The sequence below is a fragment of the Streptomyces sp. NPDC006332 genome, from assembly GCF_040612855.1.
In the GTDB taxonomy this organism is placed as follows: Bacteria; Actinomycetota; Actinomycetes; order Streptomycetales; family Streptomycetaceae; genus Streptomyces.
Genome location: NZ_JBEXRA010000081.1, coordinates 1 through 22,789 on the forward strand (window position 1 = coordinate 1; position 22,789 = coordinate 22,789).

The following is a 22,789-nucleotide window of genomic DNA, read 5'->3' on the forward strand; positions in this document are numbered from 1 at the left end:
TTCCTCATCGGCGGGCTGCTGAAAAAGCTGGTCCACCTCAGCTACGGGTTGTCGATCATCCTCGGGTTCATCGGCGTCAAGCTGGTCCTGCACGCGCTGCACGAGTCCGGGGTCCACGTCCCGGAGATCAGCATCCCGGTCTCCCTCGGCGTGATCTGCGCCGTCCTGATCATCACCACGATCACCAGCCTGAGGGCGTCCAAGAAGCAGGCGGCGGTCGAGGCGGCGAAGGCGCAGACCGAAGGCGCCCCGAAGGACAGCATCGAGGCCTGACCCCGTCAGGCCGGAGGAATCCGGCGCTGTTCGCCACGTACCTGCAGCCGGCGATCAATCCATGACCGGTCGGTGCGCCACCAAGGGCACCGGCCGCGTCTCCGGCAGCAGCGCGAAACAGCCCAGACTCAGCAGCGCGACCGCCGTCAGATACGCGCCCACGCCCCACGGCACCCGGCCGCCCTGTTCGACCAACGCGGTCGCCACGATCGGTGTGAGCGCGCCGCCCACGACCCCACCGAGGTTGTAGCCCACCGCGGCGCCCGTGCAGCGAACCCGGGGCTCGTACAACTCCGGCAGATACGCGGCGATCACCGCGAACATCGTGATGAACGCGAGCATCGCCCCGAGGAAACCGAGGAACATCAGCAACGGCTCACCGGTGGCGAGGAGCGCGACCATGGGAAACATCCACCCGGCGGCGGCCGCACACCCGGCCAGGCACAGGGGCCGGCGCCCGTACCGGTCGCCGAGCAGCGCCACCACCGGCGTGAGCGCGCCCTTCACCAGCACCGCGGCCATGATGCAGGTCAGCATGACGGTACGGCTCACCCCGAGCCGTTCCGTCCCGTAGGCGAGGGACCATGTCGTGACGGCGTAGAAGATCGCGTACCCGACCGCGAGCGCACCGGCGGTCAGCAGGACCAGTCGCCAGTGGTCGCGCACCACCTCGGCGAGCGGCACGCGCGCGTGATCGTCGATGTCGAGGAAATGGGGGCTCTCGGCGATGGACGACCGCAGCCACAGCCCCACCGAGGCCAGCAGCCCGGCCGCCCAGAACGGCACCCGCCAGCCCCACTGGGCGAACTGTGTCTCGGTCAGCGTCGCCGACAGTGCCAGCACCACACCGTTGGCGAGCAGGAACCCCAACGCGGGACCGACCTGCGGAAAGCTCGACCAGAGGCCGCGCCGCTCGGCGGGGGCGTGCTCCGCGGTCAGCAGCACGGCCCCGCCCCACTCCCCGCCGAGCCCGAGCCCCTGCAGAAAGCGCAGCACCAGCAGCAGCACCGGAGCGGCCACACCGATCGTGTGGTACGTCGGCACGCAGCCGACCGCGACCGTGGAGACGCCGGTCAGCAGCAGCGAGGCGACCAGCACCGGGCGGCGCCCGTGCCGGTCCCCGATGTGCCCGAACACCACCGAACCCAGCGGTCTTGCCAGGAACCCCACGCCGAAGGTTCCGAAGGCGGCCAGTGTCCCCGCCAGCGGCGAGAAGGTCGGGAAGAACAGCGGTCCCAGGATCAGCGCCGCCGCCGTCCCGTAGACGAAGAAGTCGTAGAACTCGATGGCCGTCCCGGCGAGCGAAGCGGTCGCCAGCCGCAGCATGGAGGGGGCCTTTACGGAGCGTACGTCGTGCATGCCGGGTCAACTACCCACAGTGATCGAGGGTTACGGGGGCGCGTGGAGGCGCGGAGTGCGTGAGGAGGTGACGGTGATGCGCCGGTGTGGTCCTGCGGCGAGGGCGCGGACAGGTCACCCCCGCGCACCGTGATAGACCGTGTCCGAGCAGTGGTCCTCGACGGACCGCCCCGCCCCGACGGACCGGAGGAACCGTGCCCCGCACCCTGGCCAACGCCCCGATCATGATCCTCAACGGCCCCAACCTGAACCTGCTCGGCCAGCGCCAGCCGGAGATCTACGGCTCCGACACACTCGCCGACGTCGAGGCCCGGTGCGCCGAGGCGGCGGCCGCACACGGCGGCACGGTGGACTTCCGGCAGTCCAACCATGAGGGGGAGTTGGTCGACTGGATCCACGAGGCACGGCTCAACCACTGCGGGATCGTGATCAACCCGGCGGCCTACTCGCACACATCGGTCGCGATTCTGGACGCACTCAACACCTGTGACGGACTGCCGGTGTTGGAGGTCCACATCTCCAACGTCCATCAGCGTGAGTCGTTCCGGCACCACTCGTACGTCTCGCAGCGTGCCGACGGTGTCATCGCGGGATGCGGGGTGCAGGGGTACGTGTTCGGCGTCGAGCGGGTCGCGGCGCTGGTGAGGGCGGGGCACGACGCGTAGACGCTTACGTACGCAGCGGGCCCCTCACAGCCGGCCCGCTTCCACGATCCGCCGCAGGAAGCGCCGGGTTCGCTCCTGCTGCGGATCGCCGAAAATCTGCTCGGCGCTGCCTCGTTCCAGCACCACTCCCGAGTCCAGGAAGCAGACCTGGTCGGCGACCTCGCGGGCGAAGCTCATCTCGTGGGTGGCGAGCACCATGGTCATGCCGTCGTCCTTCAGGTCACGGACGACGGTCAGGACCTCGCCCACCAGCTCCGGGTCGAGCGCTGCGGTGATCTCGTCGAGCAGCAGCAGCCGGGGACGTACGGCCAGGGCACGCACGATCGCCGCCCGCTGCTGCTGACCCCCGCTCAACCGGTCCGGATACTCACCGGCCTTGCCGCCCAGCCCGAGCCGGTCGAGCAGTTCACGCGCGCGGGCCTCGGCCTCGGTGCGGGACACGCCGTGCACGCGGCGCGGAGCCAGCGTGATGTTCTCCAGGACCGTCATGTGCGGGAAGAGGTTGTAGGCCTGGAAGACCACGCCGATACGGCGGCGCACCGCGTCCTGGTCGGCACGTGGGTCGGTGATCTCCTCCTCGTCCAGCCAGATCGCGCCGTCGTCGATCTCCTCCAGGAGGTTCGCGCACCGCAGCAGCGTGGACTTGCCGGAGCCGGAGGCGCCGATCAGCGCGGTCACCGTGTGCGCGGCCACCTCCAGGTCGACGTCCCGCAGCACGACCGTGTCGCCGAAGGTCTTGCGGACGGACTGCATGCGCAGCACGGGTGTGTCGCTCACAGCGTTCCTCCCTGGGCTCGGCGGCGGTCCATCCGCGCCGTCACCCAGTCCGTGAACCGGGTCATCGGGATCGTCAGCGCCACGAAGACCAGACCCGCGACGATGTACGGCGTGTAGTTGAGGCTGCGGCCCACGATGATGTCCGCGGCCCGAACGGCGTCGACCGCGCCGCCGATCGACACCAGCCCGGTGTCCTTCTGGAGGGACACCAGGTCGTTCAGCAGGGGCGGCACCTGACGGCGCACCGCCTGCGGCAGCACGACGTACCGCAGTGCCTGCCGGTTGGACAGGCCCAGCGAGCGGGCCGCCGCGCGCTGCGAGGGATGGACGGACTCGATGCCGGCGCGGAACACCTCGGCCACGTACGCCGAGTACGTCAGCGTGAGGGCGGTGCCGCCCAGCAGCACCGGATCGACGGTCACGCCCTGCAGACGCAGCGCGGGGACGCCGAGGACCACGATCATCAGGTTGATGATGAGCGGCAGACCGCGGAAGAAGTCGGTGTAGGCGGCGGCCAGCACCCGCAACGGGAAGAACACCGGGCCGCGCAGGGTGCGGGCGATGGCGATGAGCATCCCGAGGACCAGCACCGCCACGCCACAGATCAGCAGCAGCCGGACGTTGAGCCACAGCCCGTCGAGGACCTTGGGCAGCGCCTCGCGCGCGTACCGCCCGTCGAAGAACGTCTCCTTGGTGCGCGACCAGCCGGGCGCGTTGACGACGACCAGATAGAGGACGACACCGGTCGCCAGGGTCGAGAGCGCGGCGACGGCCGTGGCGCGGCGGGACCGGGCGCGCTGGTAGGCCTCGCGTTCGATCCGCCGTTGTGACGGGGCGTACCCCTCGTCGCCGGTCGCGCCGTCCTTGCCGTCCGCGTCCTCCTGGCCGGACTCCTCCTTCGTGACCGTCACTTGAGCACCGGGGCGTCGACGGCGTCGGACAGCCACCGCTGTTCCAGCTTCGCCAGCGTGCCGTTCTCGCGCAGGGTGTCCACGGCGTCCGTCACGCACGACGTGAGCGCGCTGCCCTTGTCGAGTACCAGCCCGAACTGTTCCGGCGTGCCGCCCTGGTTCTCGAACTGGCCCACGATCTTCGCGTCCGTCACCTCCGCGGCGGTGATGTAGAACGCGGTGGGCAGGTCGGTGACGATGGCGTCGACCTGGCCGTTCTTCAGTGCGGACTTGGCCTGGTCGTTCTTGGCGTACACCGCCGCGTCCTGGTTCGGCTTCACCACGTCGTCGATGTAGTCGAGGCTGGTGGTGCCGACCTGGGCGCCCAGCTTGAGTCCCTTCAGGTCCGCGATGCTCGTCGCCTTCGCGGCCTTGGTGCCCTTCAGCGCGATGACGGCCTGGCGGACGTCGTAGTACCCGGACGAGAAGTCGACGGCCTTCTTGCGCTCGTCGCTGATCGACACCTGGTTGATGTCGAAGTCGAACGTCTTCTCACCGGGCGCGAAGGCCTTGTTGAAGGGCACGCTCTGCCAGACCACGGCATCCTTGTCGTAGCCCAGCTGTTTCGCCACGGCGAACGCGACCGCCGACTCGAAGCCCTTGCCGCCGGCCGGCTTGTCGTCCTGGAACCAGGGCTCGTACGCGGGCTCGTCGGTGGCGACGGTCAGCTTGCCCGACGTCTTGGTGGCCAGTTCGCCCTTGGCGCAGGTGGCCCCGTTCGCCCCGGAAGGCGCGTCGGCGGCCTTCTCCTCCGGCTGCGGAGCGCAGCCGACGGCGGTGGCGAGCAGGGCTGTGGTCGCGACGGCGACGGCGCGGCGCAGCGCGCGCGAGGCAAGGTGCATGGCCGGAGATTGGCAGTCGACCGTCCCGTTTGTCGAGGTCACGGCAGGAAATGCCCGCATAGTGGGAACGGGTGTTGCGTTCATGTGAACCCGTGATGAAACAGGCGCCGGGGCCGCCGGTCGAGGGCGGGGATCGAAAGACCGGCGGCCCGTACCGCGCGGGAGCCGTCACCCTGCGCGGGGCTGCTACCAGTTGACTGCGCAACCAAGTGCGCCGGGAGCGCGCGCGTGACACCGGCGCGTGTGAACGTTTCACACGGGGCGCGTACGCGGGGCGCCTTGCCGTCCCGCCCGGCGCCCGTGCGACGAGTTCACCACCCCGTACGCGGCACCTTGATGAGCCGCCACTTCACATGCGGCACCCGCATACGCGGCACCTTGCTCAGCACCTTCGTGCTCACCACCCGCGCGCGTGCCACTCCGGCAGATGCGGTCGCTCGGCGCCCAGGGAGGTGTCGTTGCCGTGGCCCGGATAGACCCAGGTCTCGTCCGGGAGGGCGTCGAAGATCTTCGTCTCGACGTCATGGATCAGACTGGCGAACGCCTTCGGATCCTTACGGGTGTTGCCCACACCGCCGGGGAAGAGACAGTCCCCGGTGAACACATGGGGATGCCCGTGCGGGTCGTCGTACACCAGGGCGATCGACCCGGGCGTGTGGCCGACCAGATGGCGCGCGGTGAGCTCCACGCGCCCCACGCGGACGATGTCGCCGTCGTCGACCAGGACGTCGGTCGGCACCGGGATGCCGTCGGCGTCCTCGCGGCCGGCGAAGGTACGCGCGCGGGTGGCCGCGACGACGTCGGCGAGTGCCTGCCAGTGGTCGCCGTGCTGGTGCGTGGTGACCACGGACGCGATGCCGTCGTCTCCGATCATGCCGAGCAGCGTGTCCGCGTCGTTGGCCGCGTCGATCAGCAGTTGCTCGTCCGTGGTTCGGCAGCGCAGCAGATAGGCGTTGTTGTCCATCGGACCCACCGCGATCTTGGTGATCATCAGGTCCTTGAGTTCGTGTACATCCGCCGGGCCGCCGACCGTCACCTGTCCGCTGTACGTCATGGCGGTCAGCCTATAGCGGTGCGGCGGCCCGGAGCCTGCCGCGGCTTTAGAGCGGGGGGAGCGCCGGAAGCGAGCCGCCGGTCACGGTCAGTCCGCCGCCGTCGCGCCGGCCGCAGAGCCAGCCGAGCAGGTCGGGGGCGGGCCCGGTGACGGTGACCTCGGGCGAGGTGGTGTCCCGGCGGCCCGTGCTCCACGCGCGCGTGCCGTCCGTCAGGTGCGTCGGCGGCACCTCTGGGTGCCCCGCGAACCGCTCCGCGAGGAAGCCCGTCTCCCGCTCCACGAACTCCTCCGGGAGGTCCTCCAGCTCGTACCCGACGCCGAGGTCCACATGGTGCAGCTCCACCTCGATCCAGCGCCGGAACGGCACCCGGGAGGCCGAGTCGGTGACCCCGTTGCGGAGCTCGACCGTGCGCGACCAGTCCGCGGGAGCGGCCCCCGTCTCCTGGAAACGGGCCGCGCTGTCCCGCAGGTCGGTGAGGTGCACGTCGAGCGGGCGTGAGGCGTCCCGCTCGATGTCGGCGTCCCTGGCGTCCGCGGACGCGTACATCGGGCGCCCCTCCAGGACGTTCACCAGAGCGTCCGCGTTGCGGGCGAGGTGGGCCAGGACATGGCCGCGGCTCCAGCCGGGCAGCCGTGACGGCTCGGACACCAGCGCGTTGTCCAGTTCGGCGACTGCGGTGAGCAGCCGATGCGTCGCGTCACGTACAGACGCCAGGTCATGAGCGTGATCAATCATGGCCCTGACAGTACTTCCGCCACACCTTTGGGTGAAGCTGGTGAACGAGAGCCGGAAATCGAATGTGCGTGCTATAGGGTCGGGTGCGGCGTCGGGCATGCTGGATGTCCGGGGATTGTTATGCATCCAGGAATCCGACCGGCGTTGTCAGTGGCTCCCCCTAGTCTGAGAAAGCACGGGGGCCCCGCCCCTGTCACTTCTCTCAAGAAAGGTGCGGACCGGCGTGGCCGACCGTCTCATCGTCCGTGGCGCGCGCGAGCACAACCTGAAGAACGTCTCGCTCGACCTGCCTCGCGACTCGCTCATCGTCTTCACGGGCCTGTCCGGGTCGGGCAAGTCCTCCCTGGCCTTCGACACCATCTTCGCCGAGGGCCAGCGGCGCTACGTGGAGTCGCTCTCCTCGTACGCCCGCCAGTTCCTCGGCCAGATGGACAAGCCCGACGTCGACTTCATCGAGGGCCTGTCGCCCGCGGTTTCCATCGACCAGAAGTCGACCTCGCGCAACCCGCGCTCGACGGTCGGCACCATCACCGAGGTCTACGACTACCTGCGGCTGCTCTTCGCCCGCATCGGCAAGCCGCACTGTCCCGAGTGCGGCCGCCCGATCTCGCGCCAGTCGCCGCAGGCCATCGTCGACAGGGTCCTGGAGCTGCCGGAGGGGAGCCGCTTCCAGGTGCTGTCCCCGCTGGTGCGGGAGCGCAAGGGCGAGTTCGTCGATCTCTTCGCGGACCTCCAGACCAAGGGGTACAGTCGCGCGCGGGTGGACGGCGAGACCGTCCAGCTCTCCAACCCGCCCACCCTGAAGAAGCAGGAGAAGCACACCATCGAGGTGGTCATCGACCGTCTCACGGTGAAGGACTCCGCCAAGCGCCGCCTCACCGACTCCGTGGAGACGGCCCTCGGCCTGTCCGGCGGCATGGTCGTGCTCGACTTCGTCGACCTCCCGGAGGACGACCCCGAGCGCGAGCGCATGTTCTCGGAGCACCTCTACTGCGCGTACGACGACCTGTCCTTCGAGGAACTGGAGCCCCGCTCCTTCTCCTTCAACTCGCCCTTCGGCGCGTGCCCCGACTGCACCGGCATCGGCACCCGCATGGAGGTCGACCCCGAGCTGATCGTCCCGGACGAGGACAAGTCGCTCGACGAGGGCGCCATCCACCCCTGGTCGCACGGCCACACCAAGGACTACTTCGGCCGGCTGATCGGCGCTCTCGCGGACGCGCTGGGCTTCCGCACGGACATCCCCTTCGCGGGCCTGCCGCAGCGCGCCAGGAAGGCCCTGCTGCACGGTCACAAGACCCAGATCGAGGTCCGCTACCGCAACCGTTACGGGCGCGAGCGGGTCTACACCACGCCCTTCGAAGGTGCCGTCCCCTTCGTCAAGCGCCGGCACAGCGAGGCCGAGAGCGACGCGAGCCGGGAGCGCTTCGAGGGCTACATGCGCGAGGTGCCCTGCCCGACCTGTGAGGGCACGCGCCTCAAGCCGATCGTCCTCGCCGTCACGGTCATGGAGAAGTCGATCGCTGAGGTCTCCGCGATGTCCATCAGCGACTGCGCGGACTTCCTTGGCGAGCTGAAACTGAACGCCCGCGACAAGAAGATCGCCGAGCGCGTCCTGAAGGAGGTCAACGAACGACTGAGGTTCCTGGTCGACGTCGGCCTGGACTACCTCTCGCTCAACCGCGCGGCCGGCACCCTCTCCGGCGGCGAGGCCCAGCGCATCCGCCTGGCCACCCAGATCGGCTCCGGCCTGGTCGGTGTCCTGTACGTCCTCGACGAGCCGTCCATCGGTCTGCACCAGCGCGACAACCACCGGCTCATCGAGACCCTGGTCCGGCTGCGCGACATGGGCAACACGCTCATCGTCGTCGAGCACGACGAGGACACCATCAAGGTCGCGGACTGGGTCGTGGACATCGGCCCCGGCGCCGGCGAGCACGGCGGCAAGGTCGTGCACAGCGGCTCCCTGAAGGGGCTCCTGGCCAACGCGGAGTCGCAGACCGGTCAGTACCTGTCCGGCAAGAAGTCCATCCCGTTGCCCGACATCCGGCGTCCCCTCGACCCGTCCCGGCAGCTCACGGTGCACGGCGCCCGGGAGAACAACCTCCAGGACATCGACGTGTCCTTCCCGCTGGGCGTCTTCACAGCGGTCACGGGCGTGTCGGGCTCCGGCAAGTCCACGCTGGTCAACGACATCCTCTACACCCACCTGGCCCGCGAACTCAACGGAGCCAGGAGCGTCCCGGGGCGGCACACCCGGGTGGACGGCGACGACCTCGTCGACAAGGTCGTCCACGTCGACCAGTCGCCCATCGGCCGCACCCCGCGGTCCAACCCGGCGACGTACACCGGTGTCTTCGACCACATCCGCAAGCTGTTCGCCGAGACGACCGAGGCGAAGGTCCGCGGTTACCTGCCCGGCCGCTTCTCCTTCAACGTCAAGGGCGGCCGCTGCGAGAACTGCGCGGGCGACGGCACCATCAAGATCGAGATGAACTTCCTCCCGGACGTGTACGTCCCGTGCGAGGTCTGCCACGGGGCCCGGTACAACCGGGAGACCCTGGAGGTCCACTACAAGGGCAAGTCCATCGCCGAAGTCCTGAACATGCCCATCGAGGAGGCGACGGCGTTCTTCGAGGCCGTGCCCTCGATCGCCCGCCACCTCAACACGCTCAAGGACGTCGGTCTCGGCTACGTCCGTCTCGGCCAGGCGGCGACCACGCTGTCCGGCGGTGAGGCGCAGCGCGTCAAGCTCGCCAGCGAGCTGCAGAAGCGCTCCACCGGCCGCACGGTCTACGTCCTGGACGAGCCGACCACGGGTCTGCACTTCGAGGACATCAGCAAGCTGCTGACGGTTCTGTCGGGCCTGGTCGACAAGGGCAACACGGTCATCGTCATCGAGCACAACCTCGATGTGATCAAGACCGCCGACTGGGTCGTCGACATGGGCCCCGAGGGCGGCGCCGGCGGCGGTCTGGTCGTCGCCGAGGGCACGCCGGAGCAGGTCGCCGGAATCCCGGCCAGCCACACGGGCAAGTTCCTGCGGGAGATCCTGGGCGCCGACCGGATCAGCGACGGGGCGTCGGTGCCCGCTCCGCGCCGTACGGCGGCCAAGAAGACGGTCGCGGCCAGGTCGACCGCGAAGAAGACAGCGACGGCCAAGACGGGAACCGCCAACAACACGGCCACGAAGAAGGCAGCCGCGGCCACGAAGAAGGCGGCACCGGCGGGGAAGACGACCCGGGCCCGCAAGGCCTGAGCCCGAGGTACACACGGCCTGGGCCGGGGCATCCACCGCCTGCGCCTGGGCCCGCACGGCCTGGGCCCGGGCAACCCAGGCTCTTCGCGCACCCCAGGCCCGCCAGGCGTGAGCCGGACGAACGGGCGACGCGGACCGAGCGAGCTGACTGAGCGACCCGGACCGCGCGACCCGGGCGTGCACGGGCTTGGGACGCGCGGGCGAGACCAGGGCGCACGGGCTATCCGGTCACCATGGACGGTCCGGCTGCCCTGGATCGTCCAGCGGGTGCCGTCCACGGCGGCAGCGGCCGTCCGTCAGCAGCCTGGATCAGCCGTCACCGAGCGCTGCCCCGGCTCACGCGTCGTCGGCCGACCACTGCAGTCGCCCCCCCGCGATCACCCGTCACGGTCAGCCCTCGCAACCCCCGCCCCTGTCACCGCCTCTGTCACCCGCCCCTGTCAGACGTCCAGCTCATGGGCGTACGGCGGCTCCGCCCCCGCGCGGGAGCAGGTGATCGATGCCGCGCGGGCCGCGAACCGCAGGAGCCGCGTCCAGCCGTCGGCGCCGAGGCCGGCCAGGGCCTCCGAAGAGAGCGCGTCCTGTGCGGAAAGACCGTGCAGCAGAGCCGCGTTGACGGTGTCGCCCGCGCCGATCGTGTCCACGACGTCGACCTTCTCGCCCGGCACGGCGTGCACCGAACCGTCCCGGGTGAAGACGGTCAGCCCGTCCCCGCCCTGGGTGATCACGACGGCCGAGGGCCCGGCGGCCAGCCACTCCTGAGGGGTGCCGCCCAGCCACAGCGCGTCCTCCTCGGAGAGCTTGAGCAGCGACACCGACGGCAGCCAGCTCTTGAACCGGGCCCGATACGCGTCCGCGTCGGGGATCAGCCCGGCCCGGATGTTCGGGTCCAGCGCGGTGAACACGCCCTGCGCGGCCGCGGTCCGCAGCAGCTCCTCGTAGGCGCTCGCCCCCGGCTCCAGGACCAGCGAGCAGGTACCGAACGACACCGCCCGCGTCCCCTCGGGCAGTCCCGCGGGAGCCGTGAACAGCCGGTCGGCGGTGCCGTCGACGTAGAAGGAGTAAGCGGCCGAACCGTGCGCGTCGATCGTGGCGACGGCGAGGGTGGTCGGCTCGGTGCCGCGCTGCACCGCGGAAACGTCCACCCCTTCACGCCGCAGCCGGTCCACCAGGGCCTCACCGAAGGCGTCGCGCGAGACGCGGGAGCAGAAGGAGGTGCGGGAGCCGAGACGGCCGAGGGCCACGGCCGTGTTGTAGGGGCCCCCGCCGAGCGCCGGCTGAAGGCCCGCGAGGGCACCCGTGCCTTGCGGTACCAGGTCGATCAGGGCCTCACCGGCGACGACGATCACGGAACGGATCCTTTCTCGGGCTGCGCGGACCGCTCCGGCTCGCCGGGGCAGCCGCACGAGGTGCGGTGGACGAAGGTGCAGGTCAGCCGTACGGTCCGGGCGGCCCGGTCCGGTACGGCGAGGCGTTCGAGGAGCAACCGGACCGCTTGGGCGCCGATCTCCTTGCCGGGTTGGGCGACCGCGGTGAGCCGTGGAGTGAACAGATCGGCCCAGTCGAAGTCGTCGAAGCAGCACAGCGCCATGTCCTCGGGTACGGACAGGCCCCGTTCGCCCAGGGCCCGCAGGGCGCCCAGGGTCATCACGTTGTTGGCGGTGACGAGTGCGGTGGGCGGCACGGCGAGGGACAGCAGCGTCTCGGTGGCCCGTTGACCTCCGGCCGACTCGGAGTCGCCGTGCACCACCAGACGTTCGTCGTAGGGGAGCCCGGCGGCGGCGAGGCCCGACCGGTATCCGTGGATCCGCTCACGGGTCGTGCTCAGTCCGGGCCGGCCCGCGACCAGGGCGATCCGCCGGTGGCCGAGCCCGGCGAGGTGGGCGACCAGGTCTGCCGTCGGTGCGGCGCTGTCGGCGCAGACCTGGTCGAAGCGCGGGGTGCCGTCCCCGGGGGAGTCGACGACTCGGTCCAGGAACACGGTCGGTACGTCGCGACGCTCCAGGTAGGAGACGAGCTCACGGGGATCCGCGGAGGGCGCGACGATCATGCCGTCCACCCGCCGCTCGTGCAGGAGCTGGACGACCTTGCGCTCGTGGACGGGATCGTCGTGCGGATCGGCGAGAAACAGGCTGTAACCGTGCTCCAGGGCGCCGGCCTCGACGCCCTGGAGGATGTCCGCGAAGTACGGATTGCTGATCGCGGACACCGCGAGCCCGATGGACCGGGTACGGGAGGTCACCAGGGAGCGGGCGAGCGTGTTGGGCGTGTAGCCGAGCTCGTCGATGGCGTCCAGCACGGCCTGGCGGGTACGGGGCAGCACCGGCCGGGTCTCGTTGAGCACATGCGAGACGGTCGCCACGGACACGCCGGCACTGCGTGCGACGTCGGCCATGGTCGGCATGGGCGCCCCTCCCTTCTGTCGAATGGCGCGGGCGTGCGGGCTTCCGGTCGGAACGTATCCCATTCCCCGACTGACGTAAACGCTTGCGCAAGCGTTTACGCCGTGACCAGACACCCATCCTCCCGCGGGAGGGAAACACTCACTCCCAGTCCCAGGCGATCCCCACGATCCCCGACCGCACCCGCGGCTCCACAAGGTGTACCGAACGGTGTCGCCCGGTGAGGGCGAGTTCCTGGCGGCCACTGCGGGGCGCCGCCGCCGAGTGCTGGGTGAACCGGTGGCAGCGCACCGGCAGGGCGTTCTCGTCGAACCGCACCTGGAGTGCGTACTGGCCGCCCGCGGCCCCGAATCCGCGGACGTACTCGCGCGACACGCCCCCCGTGCCGTCCTCGACGCCGTAGCGGAAGAGGTACGTGTCGCCGGCCCGCAGTCGGGTGTCGAAGAGCAGTTCCGCCACCAGCACACCGGTGTCGTGGTGTGAACGGACCCGTCCGGTGCGGCAGTTCTCCAGGGCCTGGACGGTCGTGCGCTCCGGCGCGCACCCCGGGTCGCCCTGGTGGACGGCCATGAAACGGTCGACGCCGTCCCGGTGGGCGCGCACGATGTGGTGGGACTCGCGCCCGGCCAGCTCGCGGCGGGCCCCGATCCGTACCCGTTCGTGGTGTCCGAGAGTGTGCAGTCCGCCTTCGAGCGGCGAGCCCAGTTCGGCCAGCAACCGTTCCAGCACGTCCGATGCCGCCACCAGGGAGCGGTAGGAGCGGGCCGCGGACCGCTGCGCCCCTGAGTCGTCGTCCGCGCGGGCGAGCAGTCGGATCAGTGACTCTTCCGGCAACTGGAGGATCTCCTCCAGCGCGCGTACCGCCCGCAGCGACTCCGGGCGCTGGGGGCGCCGGGCGCCCTGCTGCCAGTAACTCAGGCTGGTGACACCGACCTTGACCCCGTGACGTGACAGATGGTGCTGCACGCGCTGCAGCGGCAGTCCGCGGGCGGCGATCGCGGCGCGCAGCGCCACGTGGAAGGGGCCGCCGCGCAGGGCCGAGTCCAGTTCCGCGGTGGCGATGGTGACGACGTCCCCGTGCTGTGTGGCGTGCGGCATGCAGGGGCCTTTCTGTGAGGGTGCAACGGCTGGTCAGACCGTTCGAGGGAGGTGCCGGGGCCACCGCGCCGGCGTCGGGGGTCTGCACATCCGTACGCCGTCGTTCAGGGCCCCGAGTTCCCCCGCATTGAAGCGTGTTGACCTGGTCCCGACAACACCTGAAGTCCAACAGCGATGAACTCCTGGCCGAGTTCGCGCTCACCTGTCGAGGGCCGGCGCGTCCCTGATCGCCGGCGCGTCATCGGCAGGGGCGGGGCGGGCTTGGGCGGCAGATCGGACGTCAGCAGCCCCGTCGGGCCGAGGCACAGGCTGACCGTAGGGCTGCCGCCGCGCGGGGCCGGGAGCGGACATACGACCGCCCGGGGCGTACGCGGGGGAGCGTCCAGGAGGGGGAGCCTGGGCTCGGTGACGTCGCGTACGCTCCGGGCGGTCGGGATCGGGCGGAGAAGTGTCCGTCCGGCTCTGGGGCGGGGACCATCGCCCAGTGGGCGGACGCTGCCTTACGGGCGGGGGCCACCGCCTTGATCCCGCGATGCGCGCTTGGCGCGCACGATGTCGGGGTCGCGCGGGTCGAGCAGATCGTGCAGCGGGGCCACGCCGTCCGTGGTCCGGTCGTCCGTGGCGCGGCCGGTACGAGCGGGCCGCCTTCGCTTCTCGATCCGTGTCCGCCGCATTTCGCAGCCCTTCGACCGGTGACCGCCGCCCCGTCCGGAGCGGCTGATCCCTTTGTATCCGCCCAGACTCGACCCTCCCTCGCGCCCGGTCTGGAGTCCTCAGGTGCGGGCCCCGCCGCCGGTGGGCTTCGAGGGCACCGCAGAGACGGACGGTCATGGCGGCATCCTGGCTGATCCTGCTCTCGTCGCCCTGCAGACTGGCCCCGCGTCGTCCACAGGGCCGCCGCGCTGTCGGTCCTCGCCAGTAGGGTGTGAGACATGGCCGACCCCTCCAGCTACCGCCCCAAGCCGGGACAGATCCCCGACTCTCCCGGGGTGTACAGGTTCCGTGACGAGCACCGCCGGGTGATCTACGTCGGAAAGGCGAAAAGCCTGCGCCAGCGCCTGGCGAACTACTTCCAGGACCTGGCGGGCCTGCACCCCCGCACCCGCACCATGGTCACCACGGCCGCGTCCGTGGAGTGGACGGTGGTGTCCACGGAAGTCGAGGCGCTGCAGCTGGAGTACTCCTGGATCAAGGAGTACGACCCCCGGTTCAACGTCAAGTACCGCGACGACAAGAGCTACCCGTACCTCGCGGTGACGATGAACGAGGAGTTCCCGCGGGTGCAGGTGATGCGGGGTCACAAGAAGAAGGGCGTGCGCTACTTCGGGCCGTACGGACACGCCTGGGCGATCCGCGACACCGTGGACCTCCTGCTGCGGGTCTTCCCCGTCCGCACGTGCTCGGCCGGCGTCTTCAAGAACGCCGCCCGCACCGGCCGCCCCTGCCTGCTCGGCTACATCGGAAAGTGCTCCGCGCCCTGTGTGGAACGCGTCTCCGCCGAGGAACACCGGGAACTCGCCGAGGAGTTCTGCGACTTCATGGCAGGGCGCACGGGCACGTACCTGCGCCGCCTGGAGAAGCAGATGACGGAGGCGGCCGAGGACCTGGAGTACGAGCGGGCGGGCCGTCTGCGCGACGACATCGAGGCACTGAAGAAGGCCATGGAGAAGAGCGCGGTCGTGCTCGCCGACGCGACCGACGCGGACCTGATCGCGGTCGCCGAGGACGAGCTGGAAGCGGCCGTGCAGATCTTCCACGTACGCGGCGGACGGGTGCGCGGCCAGCGCGGCTGGGTCACCGACAAGGTCGAGGAGGTCACCACCGGTGCCCTCGTCGAACACGCTCTCCAGCAGCTCTACGGCGAGGAGAAGGGCGACGCGGTCCCCAAGGAGGTCCTCGTCCCGGCCCTGCCCGATCCGGTGGAGCCCGTCCAGGAATGGCTCACCGAGCGCCGCGGCTCCGGTGTGTCCTTGCGCATCCCGCAGCGCGGTGACAAGAAGGCCCTGATGGAGACGGTGCAGCGCAACGCGCTCCAGGCACTCGGCCTGCACAAGACCAAGCGCGCCTCCGACCTGACCACGCGCTCGCGTGCCCTGGAGGAGATCGCCGAGGCCCTCGACCTGGACAGCGCCCCGCTGAGGATCGAGTGCTACGACATCTCGCACCTCCAGGGCGACGACGTGGTGGCGTCCATGGTCGTCTTCGAGGACGGCCTCCAGCGCAAGAGCGAGTACCGCCGTTTCCAGATCAAGGGCTTCGAGGGCCAGGACGACGTCCGCTCCATGCACGAGGTGATCACCCGCCGCTTCCGGCGCTATCTCGCCGAGAAGGAGCGGACGGGAGAGTGGGCCGACGACGAAAATCCCGACGCCGACCGGCCGGGCAACGGCCTCACCGAGGAGGACGGCCGCCCCAAGCGCTTCGCCTACCCGCCCCAGCTGGTCGTCGTCGACGGCGGACAGCCCCAGGTGGCAGCCGCCAAGAGAGCTCTGGACGAACTCGGCATCGACGACATCGCGGTGTGCGGCCTGGCCAAGCGCCTGGAGGAGGTCTGGGTGCCCGACGAGGGCGACCCGGTGGTGCTGCCCCGCACCAGCGAAGGCCTCTATCTGCTGCAACGGGTCCGCGACGAGGCCCACCGCTTCGCGATCACCTATCAGCGCACCAAGCGCGCCAAGCGCTTCAGGTCGAGCCCCCTGGACGACGTACCGGGCCTCGGCGAGACTCGCAAGCAGGCACTGATCAAGCATTTCGGCTCGGTGAAGAGGTTGCGGTCCGCGACAGTCGACCAGATCTGCGAGGTACCCGGCATAGGCCGAAAAACGGCCGAGAGCATCGCCGCGGCCCTCGTCCGGGCGGCCCCGGCCGCACCCGCCGTCAACACGGCGACCGGCGAGATCATGGAAGACGACGAGGACGGGGCACCCGAGACGACGGCGGATGCCCCTGGGGAGCCCGTGCCCGCGGGCGCCCCGGACGAACGACGGGGGCAGGAGACATGACGGAGCACGAAGAGCAGGCCACAGCACCACGAGATCGCACGCACAGGGAAACGGGCGAGGATCCCGCACAGCGGGACACCACGCAGGACGCCCGGCAGAACGTACAGCAGGACGCGCGGGACGAAGAGCGCCACGAAGACGGAGCACACGTGAGTACGGCCATCGAAACACCCGGGGTCCCCGACGCGGCCAACCCCGAGCTGGTGATCATCTCCGGCATGTCCGGGGCCGGCCGCTCGACCGCGGCCAAGTGTCTGGAGGACCTCGGCTGGTTCGTCGTCGACAACCTGCCGCCCGCGCTGATCCCCACCATGGTGGAGCTCGGCGCCCGCTCGCAGGGCAACGTGGCGCGGATCGCGGTCGTCGTCGACGTCCGCGGACGGCGCTTCTTCGACAACCTCCGCGAATCCCTCGCCGACCTGGACGGCAGGCAGGTCACCCGGCGGATCGTCTTCCTGGAGTCCTCCGACGACGCCCTGGTGCGCCGCTTCGAGTCGGTGCGCCGCCCGCACCCCCTCCAGGGCGACGGCCGGATCGTCGACGGCATCGCCGCCGAGCGCGAGCTGCTGCGCGAGCTGCGCGGCGACGCCGACCTGGTGATCGACACCTCCAGCCTCAACGTGCACGAACTGCGCGCCAAGATGGACGCCCAGTTCGCCGGAGAGGAGGAGCCCGAACTGCGGGCCACCGTCATGTCCTTCGGCTTCAAGTACGGCCTCCCGGTCGACGCCGACCTGGTCGCGGACATGCGCTTCCTGCCCAACCCGCACTGGGTGCCGGAGCTGCGCCCCTTCACCGGCCTCAACGAGGAGGTCTCCGCGTACGTCTTCAACCAGCCCGGCGCAAAGGAGTTCCTCGACCGGTACGCCGAACTGCTGAGGCTCATCGCGGCCGGCTACCGCCGCGAGGGCAAGCGGTACGTGACGATCGCCATCGGCTGCACGGGCGGCAAGCACCGCTCCGTCGCCACTTCGGAGAAGCTCGCCGCGCGGCTCGTGGCCGAAGGCGTGGAGACGGTGGTCGTGCACCGGGACATGGGACGGGAATGACGGAACGTAGTCCGCGGCTGAGCCGACTGCGCCGGGCCGTCCCCGAGGGGCGCGCGAGCAAGCCCGTCGAGGCCCGGGGCGCCAAACCGCGCCGCCGCGGTGCCCAGCCCAAGGTGGTCGCCCTCGGCGGAGGCATGGGCCTGTCCGCCTCGCTCGCCGCACTGCGCCGGATCACCGGCGCCCTCACCGCCGTGGTCACCGTGGCCGACGACGGCGGCTCCAGCGGGCGCCTGCGGGACGAGCTGGGCGTGCTCCCGCCCGGCGACCTGCGCAAGGCGCTGGCCGCACTGTGCGGCGACGACGACTGGGGCCAGACCTGGGCCCGGGTCATCCAGCACCGCTTCCAGTCCCAGGGCGACCTGCACGAACACGCGGTCGGCAACCTGCTGATCGTCGCCCTGTGGGAGCAGCTCGGCGACCATGTCCAGGCACTCGACCTGGTCGGCAAGCTGCTGGGCGCACACGGGCGCGTGCTGCCCATGTCCGCCGTACCCCTGGAGCTCCAGGCCCTGGTCAAGGGGCACGACCCGGAGCGGCCCGAGGACATCGACACCGTGCGGGGGCAGGCGACCGTCGCCCTCACCCCCGGCGAGGTGCAGTCCGTGCATCTGGTGCCGAACGACCCGCCCGCGGTGCCGGAGGCGGTGGCCGCTGTCCTCGACGCGGACTGGGTGGTCCTCGGCCCCGGCTCCTGGTTCTCCTCGGTCATCCCGCACCTGCTCGTGCCCGAGCTCCTCGACGCGCTCACGCAGACGAAGGCGCGCCGGGTGCTCTCCCTGAACCTCGCCCCGCAACCGGGAGAAACCGACGGCTTCTCCCCGCAGCGTCATTTGGAGGTTTTGGGCCGACACGCCCCTAAACTCGCCCTGGACGTGGTGCTGGCCGACGAGGCCGCCGTGCCCGACCGCGATGTGCTCATCGAGGCCGCCGAGCGGTTCGGTGCCGCGGTCGAGCTGGCCCCGGTGGCCCGGCCGGACGGAACTCCGAGGCACGACCCGGAGCTCCTGGCCGCCGCGTACGACCGTATTTTTCGGATGCATGGAAGGATCGGCCCATGGCGATGACGGCAGCGGTGAAGGATGAGATCTCCCGGCTCCCCGTCACCCGGACCTGCTGCAGAAAGGCGGAGGTCTCCGCCATTCTGCGGTTCGCCGGCGGCCTCCACCTGGTGAGCGGGCGCATCGTGATCGAGGCGGAGCTGGACACCGCGATGGCGGCCCGCCGCCTCAAGCGCGACATCCTGGAGATCTTCGGCCACAGCTCCGAGCTGATCGTGATGGCCCCCGGCGGACTGCGCCGGGGCTCGCGTTACGTCGTTCGGGTTGTCGCCGGCGGTGATCAGCTGGCCCGGCAGACCGGCCTGGTCGACGGCCGGGGCCGTCCGATCCGGGGCCTGCCCCCGCAGGTGGTGTCCGGGGCCACCTGTGACGCGGAGGCGGCCTGGCGTGGCGCGTTCCTGGCGCACGGATCGCTCACCGAGCCAGGCCGCTCCTCCTCCCTGGAGGTCACCTGCCCCGGCCCGGAGGCCGCGCTCGCCCTGGTCGGCGCTGCCCGCCGGCTGTCGATCGCCGCCAAGGCCCGCGAGGTGCGCGGAGTGGACCGCGTGGTGGTCCGGGACGGCGACGCGATCGGCGCCCTGCTCACCCGCCTCGGTGCCCACGAGTCGGTGCTGGCCTGGGAGGAGCGCCGGATGCGCCGCGAGGTGCGCGCCACGGCGAACCGTCTCGCCAACTTCGACGACGCCAACCTCCGCCGCTCGGCCCGCGCGGCCGTCGCCGCCGGTGCCCGGGTGCAGCGCGCGCTGGAGATCCTCGCCGACGACGTGCCCGAGCACCTCGCCGCCGCCGGCCGGCTGCGCATGGACCACAAGCAGGCCTCCCTGGAGGAGCTGGGCGCGCTCGCCGACCCGCCGCTGACCAAGGACGCCGTGGCCGGCCGTATCCGCCGCCTGCTGGCGATGGCCGACAAGCGGGCCTCCGACCTCGGCATCGCGGGCACGGAGGCCAACCTCAGCGAGGAGCTGGCCGACAACCTCGTAGGCTGATCACGGGTCAACACGCCGGTGCCGACGCCCACTTGGGTGATCGACACCGGCGTTCGCGTGTCGTTGAGGCACCCTTGACTCGATCATGGACTGTCATGAGCCTGGCATCAGTTCGCTGCTGTGGCGAACCCACACAAGGGGGGTTCATGAGACGAAGAGCGAGACCGATCCTCGCTGTTGGCGCGCTTCTGCTGGGCGGTGCGGGGATCGCACCCCTCGCGCAGGCCGCGGACAACCCCGGTTCTCCCGGTCCGGACGAGGTCAAGGTCTTCCGGGCCGAGATCACCCGGCAGCAGGTACCCCTGCTGCTGGCGGCCGGTCAGGACGGCCATGAACTCGGTGAGCAGGTGCCCGCGAAGGGCGAGGCCACCGTCGAGGTGTACCTGACCGACCAGCAGGCCGACACGCTCGAGGACCAAGGGGTTCAGCTCACCGAACACCGGCTGTCCGCCAAGGCCGAGAACCGTGTCGAGGCGGCCGCGGAGGGGGTGTTCCGCCCGTACAGCGGCAGCGGCGGCCTGAAGGAGGAGATCCTCAGGACCGGCCGGCAGAACCCGGGCCTCACCAAGGTCGTCTCCATCGGCAGGACGGTGGGCGGCCAGGACATCCTCGCCCTCAAGCTGACCAAGGGCGCCAAGAAGTCCGCGGACGGCTCCAAGCCCGCCGTCCTCTACATGTCCAACCAGCACGCGCGCGAGTGGATCACGCCGGAGATGACCCGCCGGCTGATGCACCATTACCTGGACAACTACAAGACGGACAAACGCATCAAGAAGCTCGTCGACTCGACCGAGCTGTGGTTCGTGCTGTCGGCCAACCCCGACGGCTACGACTACACCTTCCAGAACTCCGACAACCGCCTGTGGCGCAAGAACCTGCGGGACAACAACGGCGACGGCTCCATCGGCACCAGCGACGGCGTCGACCTCAACCGCAACTTCGCCTACAAGTGGGGCTACGACAACGAGGGTTCGTCGCCCAACCCCACCAGCCAGACCTACCGCGGCTCGGGCCCGAACTCCGAGCCCGAGACCAAGGCCCTGGACGCCTTCGAGAAGCGCGTCGGGTTCACCTACGGCATCAACTACCACTCCGCCGCCGAACTCCTTCTCTACGGAGTCGGCTGGCAGGTGGCCACGGACACCCCGGACGACGTGGCCTACAAGGCGCTCGCCGGCACCCCCGACAACTCCGCGATCCCGGGCTACCACCCGCAGGTCTCCTCGGAGCTGTACACCACCAACGGCGAGGCGGACGGCCACGCGGCCAACGTCAACGGCACGGGCATGTTCACCCCCGAGATGTCGACCTGTGAGACCGCGTCGAACATCGACCCCGACGACGCCTGGAACGCGGCCGACTGCCAGTCGGTCTTCAACTTCCCCGACGACGAGAAGCTGATCCAGCAGGAGTTCGCCAAGAACATCCCGTTCGCGCTCTCCGTCGCCGAGTCCGCCGCCCGCCCCGACCAGCCGAAGTCCTCGGTCGGCCGCACCGCCGCCGACTTCACCCCGGCGCCGTTCACGACGTCGTACTCGCGCGGCGCCGACCAGGAGGTCTCCGTCGTCGTCCGCAAGGCGGTGCGCGACAAGGAACTCAAGTACCGCGTCAACCACGGCCGTACGCACGACCAGAAGCTGCGCCCCTGGAAGGGCGGCGAGAGGTACGGAGGCGAGGACAACCTCTACTTCGACGAGTACCGGGCCAAGGTCCGGCACGGCGAACCCGGCGACAAGGTCGAGGTGTGGTTCACCGGCAGGACGAAGAGCGGCAAGAAGGTCAGCAGCGCCCCCTTCACCTACACCGTCGCCGAACGGCCCCGCGCGGACGTCCTCGTCGTCGCCGAGGAGGGAACGACCGCCACGCAGGCGCAGACCTACGTCGACGCGCTGAAGGGCGCCGGCCGCAAGGCCCTCGTCTGGGACGTCGCCCGGCAGGGCGCGCCCGACGCGCTCGGCGTGCTGAACCACTTCGCCACCGTCGTCCACTACACGGGAACGAACACCCCCGGCATCGCCACCCAGCTCGAACTGCGTGCCTTCCTCAACGAGGGCGGCAAGCTGGTCGAGGCCGGCGAACAGGCCGGCGGCAGCGTCTCCCTCGCCGACGGCACCCCGTCGGACGACTTCAGCCAGTACTACCTGGGCGCCTACTCGCGTACGTCGACACCCGGGGCCACCGGCTTCACCGGCTCCAGCAGGCTCGGCGGATTCTCCGGGGCGCTCGGCCCCGCGGCCGGCAACCCGCTGGACCGGGCCGGCACCTACAGCGTGACGTCCGACGAACTGCCCGCCGACACATACCCGCAGTTCGCCTCCGCGGGCGCCGGCCAGTTCGCCGGGACCATCAACCCCTACGGGCCCTACGCGGGCTCGTACATGGCGGCCGCCGTGCACACCGACGACTCCTACAAGCGGCTCACCCACACCGTGGACCTCACGCGTGTGACCGCGGCCGACAAGCCCGCCCTGCGTTCCCAGCTGCTGTGGGACACCGAGCCCGGCTACGACAACGTGATCGTCGAGGCCCACACCACCGGGGCCGACGACTGGACCACGCTCCCCGAGACGGGCGGCGCCACCCGCCCCACCGTGCCGGAGGACTGCTCGGCCGCGTACTACGTCAATGAGCACCCGCAGCTGAAGCACTACCTGACCGTCGCGAACGGCGGCTGCGGCGCGACCGGCACCACCGGCGCGTGGAACGCCCTCACCGGCGCGTCCGACGGCTGGCAGCAGGTCACCTTCGACCTGAGCGCGTACGCCGGCAAGTCCGTCGAGATCTCGATCAGCTATGTCACCGACCCGGGCGGCGGCGGCCACGGAGTGCTCGCGGACAACGCCTCGCTGGTCGTCGGGGGCAGTGCCACGCAGACCGAGGGCTTCGAGACCTCGCTGGGCGCCTGGAGCGTCGCCGGACCGCCTCCGGGCAGCCCGGCCGTCCTCAAGGACTGGGCGCGCACCGGGGCTCTCTTCCAGACCTACGGAGCGATCACCACGGACGACACCGTGCTGCTGGGCTTCGGTCTGGAGCACGTCTCCTCGGCGGCCGATCGAAAGGCTCTGGTGAAGAAGGCACTCGCGGCGGTCGAAGGATGACGTCCTGGTCAACCAACGGTGACGCCGCGTAGCAAAATCGGGTGATCAGGCCTTCGGGCTCGGGCGGTCCGTACCCCTACTGGCGGGTACGGGCCGCCTCGCCGTGTATGGGGCATCTCGATGTCACCACGGCATGCTCAGAGATGTAGGGTCGTACACGGTCGGGGACATCCCATACAGC

At 70.4% G+C, this 22,789-nt stretch carries 16 protein-coding genes and 1 pseudogene; 8 read left to right on the forward strand and 9 right to left on the reverse strand.

The annotated features are described in order from the left end of the window. Positions 1–273: pseudogene (locus ABZ027_RS40055) on the forward strand (TerC family protein); the annotation flags it as partial. Positions 274–327: 54 nt separating this feature from the next. On the opposite strand, the gene ABZ027_RS40060 reads toward ABZ027_RS40055, so the two are convergent. Then, a complete protein-coding gene (locus ABZ027_RS40060; RefSeq protein WP_356777453.1) occupies positions 328–1,632 on the reverse strand; it encodes an MFS transporter in 1,305 nt (434 codons plus the stop codon). A 194-nt stretch (positions 1,633–1,826) separates the two neighbouring features. On the opposite strand from ABZ027_RS40060, the gene aroQ reads away from it, so the two are divergent. Then, positions 1,827–2,297: a type II 3-dehydroquinate dehydratase gene (gene aroQ / locus ABZ027_RS40065; RefSeq protein ID WP_356777455.1), complete on the forward strand. Its 471-nt coding sequence runs from the start codon at positions 1,827–1,829 to the stop codon at positions 2,295–2,297. A 24-nt stretch (positions 2,298–2,321) separates the two neighbouring features. On the opposite strand, the gene ABZ027_RS40070 is transcribed toward aroQ, so the two are convergent. The 5 genes from ABZ027_RS40070 to ABZ027_RS40090 all read right to left on the reverse strand — a co-directional run bounded on the left by ABZ027_RS40070 (position 2,322) and on the right by ABZ027_RS40090 (position 6,656). Then, entirely contained in the window at positions 2,322–3,050 is a 729-nt protein-coding gene (locus ABZ027_RS40070; RefSeq protein WP_356777491.1) for an amino acid ABC transporter ATP-binding protein, read from the reverse strand. Between the two features lie 20 nt (positions 3,051–3,070). Beyond that, a complete protein-coding gene (locus ABZ027_RS40075) occupies positions 3,071–3,985 on the reverse strand; it encodes an amino acid ABC transporter permease (RefSeq protein ID WP_356777457.1) in 915 nt (304 codons plus the stop codon). Beyond that, the gene (locus ABZ027_RS40080; RefSeq protein WP_356777459.1) at positions 3,982–4,866 is read right to left on the reverse strand and encodes an ABC transporter substrate-binding protein; all 885 of its coding nucleotides are present in this window, start codon (positions 4,864–4,866) and stop codon (positions 3,982–3,984) included. Before ABZ027_RS40080 ends, ABZ027_RS40075 begins: the two co-directional genes overlap by 4 nt. 397 nt (positions 4,867–5,263) lie before the next feature. After that, a complete protein-coding gene (locus ABZ027_RS40085) occupies positions 5,264–5,920 on the reverse strand; it encodes an MBL fold metallo-hydrolase (protein WP_356777461.1) in 657 nt (218 codons plus the stop codon). Between the two features lie 46 nt (positions 5,921–5,966). Beyond that, positions 5,967–6,656: a maleylpyruvate isomerase family mycothiol-dependent enzyme gene (locus ABZ027_RS40090; RefSeq protein ID WP_356777463.1), complete on the reverse strand. Its 690-nt coding sequence runs from the start codon at positions 6,654–6,656 to the stop codon at positions 5,967–5,969. 223 nt (positions 6,657–6,879) lie between these two features. Here ABZ027_RS40090 and uvrA point away from each other — a divergent pair, with 223 nt between their 5' ends. Then, positions 6,880–9,915, forward strand: coding sequence for an excinuclease ABC subunit UvrA (gene uvrA / locus ABZ027_RS40095; protein ID WP_356777465.1), 3,036 nt, complete (start codon positions 6,880–6,882; stop codon positions 9,913–9,915). A gap of 440 nt (positions 9,916–10,355) precedes the next feature. On the opposite strand, the gene ABZ027_RS40100 is transcribed toward uvrA, so the two are convergent. The 3 genes from ABZ027_RS40100 to ABZ027_RS40110 all read right to left on the reverse strand — a co-directional run bounded on the left by ABZ027_RS40100 (position 10,356) and on the right by ABZ027_RS40110 (position 13,415). Continuing rightward, complete coding sequence (locus tag ABZ027_RS40100) at positions 10,356–11,264, reverse strand: carbohydrate kinase (RefSeq protein WP_356777467.1); 909 nt, start codon at positions 11,262–11,264, stop codon at positions 10,356–10,358. Further along, positions 11,261–12,319: a LacI family DNA-binding transcriptional regulator gene (locus tag ABZ027_RS40105; RefSeq protein WP_356777469.1), complete on the reverse strand. Its 1,059-nt coding sequence runs from the start codon at positions 12,317–12,319 to the stop codon at positions 11,261–11,263. Before ABZ027_RS40105 ends, ABZ027_RS40100 begins: the two co-directional genes overlap by 4 nt. A 139-nt stretch (positions 12,320–12,458) precedes the next feature. After that, positions 12,459–13,415 (reverse strand): hypothetical protein, encoded by a 957-nt coding sequence (locus ABZ027_RS40110; protein ID WP_356777471.1) that lies wholly within the window; start codon positions 13,413–13,415, stop codon positions 12,459–12,461. Positions 13,416–14,347: 932 nt separating this feature from the next. On the opposite strand from ABZ027_RS40110, the gene uvrC reads away from it, so the two are divergent. From uvrC to ABZ027_RS40135, 5 genes are all read left to right on the forward strand, one after another. Further along, positions 14,348–16,417, forward strand: a complete 2,070-nt coding sequence (gene uvrC, locus ABZ027_RS40115; RefSeq protein WP_356777473.1) for an excinuclease ABC subunit UvrC — start codon at positions 14,348–14,350, stop codon at positions 16,415–16,417. Beyond that, on the forward strand, positions 16,414–17,466 hold the full coding sequence (rapZ, locus tag ABZ027_RS40120; protein WP_356777475.1) for an RNase adapter RapZ: 1,053 nt from the start codon (positions 16,414–16,416) through the stop codon (positions 17,464–17,466). The genes uvrC and rapZ overlap by 4 nt, the downstream gene beginning before the upstream one ends. Continuing rightward, complete coding sequence (yvcK, locus tag ABZ027_RS40125) at positions 17,463–18,530, forward strand: uridine diphosphate-N-acetylglucosamine-binding protein YvcK (RefSeq protein WP_356777477.1); 1,068 nt, start codon at positions 17,463–17,465, stop codon at positions 18,528–18,530. Before rapZ ends, yvcK begins: the two co-directional genes overlap by 4 nt. After that, positions 18,521–19,510 (forward strand): DNA-binding protein WhiA, encoded by a 990-nt coding sequence (gene whiA, locus ABZ027_RS40130; RefSeq protein WP_356777479.1) that lies wholly within the window; start codon positions 18,521–18,523, stop codon positions 19,508–19,510. The genes yvcK and whiA overlap by 10 nt, the downstream gene beginning before the upstream one ends. A gap of 146 nt (positions 19,511–19,656) precedes the next feature. Beyond that, positions 19,657–22,608 (forward strand): M14 family zinc carboxypeptidase, encoded by a 2,952-nt coding sequence (locus ABZ027_RS40135; RefSeq protein WP_356777481.1) that lies wholly within the window; start codon positions 19,657–19,659, stop codon positions 22,606–22,608. Positions 22,609–22,789 lie beyond the last annotated feature (181 nt).